Annotated in this window: 3 protein-coding genes; all 3 read right to left on the bottom strand. The window is 45.5% G+C overall.

The window, feature by feature from the left end; all coding sequences use genetic code 11:
- Positions 1-74 precede the first annotated feature (74 nt).
- Entirely contained in the window at positions 75-332 is a 258-nt protein-coding gene (locus tag NTX76_06470) for a hypothetical protein (protein MCX7338902.1), read from the bottom strand.
- 147 nt (positions 333-479) lie between these two features.
- Positions 480-1,655 (bottom strand): succinyl-diaminopimelate desuccinylase, encoded by a 1,176-nt coding sequence (dapE, locus tag NTX76_06475; protein ID MCX7338903.1) that lies wholly within the window; start codon positions 1,653-1,655, stop codon positions 480-482.
- A 1-nt stretch (position 1,656) separates the two neighbouring features.
- Positions 1,657-2,484 carry a 2,3,4,5-tetrahydropyridine-2,6-dicarboxylate N-succinyltransferase gene (dapD, locus tag NTX76_06480; protein MCX7338904.1) on the bottom strand — a complete coding sequence of 276 codons (828 nt, stop codon included), beginning with the start codon at positions 2,482-2,484 and terminating at the stop codon, positions 1,657-1,659.
- Positions 2,485-2,736: the final 252 nt, after the last annotated feature.

Here is a 2,736-nt window from a genome sequence, read left to right on the forward strand (position 1 = left end):
TAATTTTATGTCAAATACGATACCAAGTATAGTCGACATGTTGGTTGATCGAATTACTGACAATTTTCAGATCATCATCCCTGGAAAATGATCTGGAAGGGGTATATAAGTTTTTCATAAACTGCCCTTCGTACTTTTGTGTAATCCGTATTATGTTCAATTTCCGGAGAGGGGCCATACGCAATAACAGATTGATTTCTAAGGTCAACCAAAGGCTCATCATTTTCCACAATAGGGATAGAGATTACTTCTGGATCAGAAATGAGCACGATATCTTTTTTTGCGCAATCTTGTAACATAAACACCGCCAACAACAAACAAAATATATTCATTTTTAACGCATACACAAACTAATACCATTTTCAATAAATATTCACGAGTTCTAGATGCTTTCTGGATTGCTCATTGGGCTTCGCCCTCATCGCAATGACGTCGCCATGGCGAGCGATCGCAGAGAGCGTGGCCATCCAGGAAACCCACTAATCATTTTTGAAGATGGTATAACGGCGCAAAACAGCCCCAAAATTCCTTAAAATTTCTTCATATACCCTTGTCAATTGCTCTAAATCTTCAATGGCGACCCGTTCATCAACATGGTGGGCTGTGGCATTTTTTAATCCAATCTCTATACAGGGACATATCTCTCGCATAAAACGCGCATCGGATGTCCCGCCCGTGGTGTTAAGATCCGGCGTCAGCCCTGTAACGGCCCCAACCGCATCCTTAACCAACTGATGAAGGGGCGGGTGGTCACACAAAAAGGCCTCTCCGCTTACCCGGGTTTCCAACTGCCAATTCAGGGCATTTTTATCATCCGCCTTGATCCCATCCAAAACATCATTTAGATGCGCCTTTAACGATTCACCTGTATGCAATGGATTGAACCGGATATTAAATCGCGCGCTGGCGGACCCTGGAATCATGTTTGTTGTCGGATTCCCAACATCAACACTGGTGATCTCCAAATTCGTTGGACTAAATGCATCCGTGCCATGATCCAGAGGCACAGACAACAATTGATGGAGATAACGAATTAATGCGGGGATGGGATTAGCCGCCAAATGTGGATAAGCAACATGCCCCTGCTTCCCCGAAACAGTCACGATGGTGTTCAGGCTACCACGACGACCAATTTTTGCGGTATCCCCCAATGCCGTAACGCTTGTTGGTTCCCCAACGATACAGGCTGTGATGATTTCTTGTTTTTCCTTAAGCCAATCAACAACACGCGTTGTTCCATTAGTAGCAGGCCCTTCTTCGTCGCTGGTTAAAAGGATGCTGATGGATCCAGAAAAATCTGCATCCTGTATTACCCTGGATATCGCGGCAACAAATGCAGCGATCCCCCCCTTCATATCTACGGCCCCGCGCCCATAAATATGACCGTCTTTTATGGCGCCACTAAATGGATCAAACGTCCAACGATCCAATGGTCCGGTCGGGACAACGTCCGTATGACCCAAAAAACAAAGATGAGGTTCGTCGGTCCCAAGGAGCGCATAAAGATTATCCGTATCACCGAAGGGAAGCCGATGACAAACGAATCCCATTGGCTCTAGGTAAGAACTGATTAAATCCAGACACCCATCATCCGCCGGTGTCACGCTTTTCCGTTGAATCAGTTGTTGCGTTAAGATAATGGGATCAATTGACATATTAATCCCTTAACAAATCGTTGATGGATGTTTTGCTGCGTGTTTGCGCATCAACCCGTTTGACAATCACAGCACATGCCAAGGACGGCCCCTTGCCATCGCTTGACGGTAACGATCCCGGCACGACAACGGAATATGCCGGCACCCTGCCCCGATAGGATTCACCCGTTTGACGGTCAATGATTTTAGTAGAGGCACCGATAAAAACCCCCATGGAAATAACAGCCCCTTGTTCCACGATGACACCCTCGGCAATTTCGCTTCGGGCACCGATGAAACAATCATCCTCTATGATGACGGGGTTGGCCTGAATCGGTTCCAACACGCCACCGATCCCAACGCCACCAGAAATATGACAGTTGCGACCAATCTGGGCACAGGATCCAATCGTCGACCACGTATCAACCATCGTGTTTTGACCAACATAGGCCCCCATATTGACAAAGGACGGCATCAACACAACCCCTGGCGCAATATAAGCGGATTCCCGGACGATAGCCCCCGGCACAGACCGAAATTGTGCGTTTTGAAAATCATCAACCTTCCATTGGGCGCATTTTAGGGGAACCTTGTCATACCAGGTGGTTATCGTTGATTGTTCGCCAATGATCGCATTTTGTTGCGTGCGAAACGACAACAAGATGGCTTTCTTAATCCATTGATGTGTGTACCATTCGTTATTAATTTTCTCAGCCACGCGAAGCCTTCCCTGGCCCAGGGATTCGAATGTCGCCTGAATAGCACGCAGCAAGTCACACGAGACATCCAGCGCATCTCGGTTTTCCCAGGCGTGTTCAATAACGGATTGATTTGAATTTGTTTGCGTCATGCTTAATATCCATCAAAATTGTGAAACAGGCTGAACGTAAAATCATTTATTAATCTTTGATTCAGAAAGTATGATGATGCAAAAAGTCTCAAAAATCAATGCGTGATATATGGCCTAGTGGTAAGGAACGCGCATAATCGGCAATAGGAGTTCCGAGTTTTATACCTTGTGGCCTTATATCTAAAATTTTAGTAAAATTATTTCATTTATTTTCTTCCTCAATAAGTTCTGACTTTTAAACAATGTTGGGAA

It is taken from the genome of Alphaproteobacteria bacterium (assembly GCA_026400645.1).
Lineage (GTDB): Bacteria > Pseudomonadota > Alphaproteobacteria > Paracaedibacterales > CAIULA01 > JAPLOP01.